The 951-nt window shown below is 63.5% G+C and carries 1 protein-coding gene and 1 pseudogene; both read left to right on the top strand.

Going from position 1 to position 951, the window contains the following annotated elements; translation table 11 throughout:
• The first annotated feature begins 59 nt into the window (after positions 1-59).
• Positions 60-809, top strand: a complete 750-nt coding sequence (locus tag AKL29_RS13155; protein WP_028333621.1) for an electron transfer flavoprotein subunit beta/FixA family protein — start codon at positions 60-62, stop codon at positions 807-809.
• Positions 809-951, top strand: a pseudogene (locus tag AKL29_RS44740) (electron transfer flavoprotein subunit alpha/FixB family protein); the annotation flags it as partial. The gene AKL29_RS13155 and the pseudogene AKL29_RS44740, both read left to right, overlap by 1 nt.

Here is a 951-nt window from a genome sequence, read left to right as displayed (position 1 = left end):
GACCTTTAGGTTCCGCGCCAGCCAACCGAAACCCATAAAATCAAAGCGAAAGAGGATCGATGAAGGTTCTTGTGCCGGTAAAGCGGGTCGTCGACTACAACGTCAAGGTCCGCGTCAAGAGTGACGGGACGGGCGTGGAGCTCGCCAACGTCAAGATGTCGATGAACCCGTTCGACGAAATCGCCGTCGAGGAAGCGCTGCGGCTGAAGGAAGCCGGCAAGGCGACCGAAGTGGTGGTGGTGTCGATCGGACCCGCGCAGGCCTCCGAGACCATTCGCACCGGACTTGCGATGGGCGCCGACCGCGGCATCCTGGTCAAGGCCGAAGGCAATGTCGAACCGCTCGCGGTTGCCAAGATCCTGAAGGCGGTGGTCGAGGCGGAGCAGCCCGGCCTCGTCATTCTCGGCAAGCAGGCGATCGACGATGACAGCAACCAGACCGGCCAGATGCTGGCCGCGCTGCTCGGCTGGTCGCAGGCGACCTTCGCCTCCAAGCTCGAGGTCGAAGGATCCGACTTCAAGGTCACCCGCGAAGTCGACGGCGGCCTGCAGACCATCAAGCTCAAGGGCCCGGCGATCGTCACCACTGACCTCCGCCTCAACGAGCCGCGCTATGCATCGCTGCCCAACATCATGAAGGCGAAGAAGAAGCCGATCGACGACAAGAGCGTCACTGACTACGGGGTCGATGTGACGCCGCGCCTGGAAGTGCTGAAGACTGCGGAACCGGCAGGCCGCAAGGCGGGCGTCAAGGTCAAGGACGTCGCCGAACTCGTGAACAAGCTCAAGACCGAAGCCGGGGTTCTCTGATGACGACGCTGTTGATTGCCGAACACGACCACGAGACCCTGAAGGACTCGACCAACAAGGCGCTGACCGCGGCGAGCCAGCTCGGCGGCGACGTCCATGTGCTGGTTGCCGGTGGCGGCCAGGGCACCAAGGCGGCGGCGGA

Source organism: Bradyrhizobium pachyrhizi (assembly GCF_001189245.1).
In the GTDB taxonomy this organism is placed as follows: Bacteria; Pseudomonadota; Alphaproteobacteria; order Rhizobiales; family Xanthobacteraceae; genus Bradyrhizobium; species Bradyrhizobium pachyrhizi.
This window is presented reverse-complemented; position numbering and strand designations above follow the sequence as displayed.

Excerpts from the sequence above, each read along its gene's own strand:
- AKL29_RS13155 (WP_028333621.1), top strand. The coding sequence starts at position 60 with ATGAAGGTTCTTGTGCCGGTAAAGCGGGTCGTCGACTACAACGTCAAG.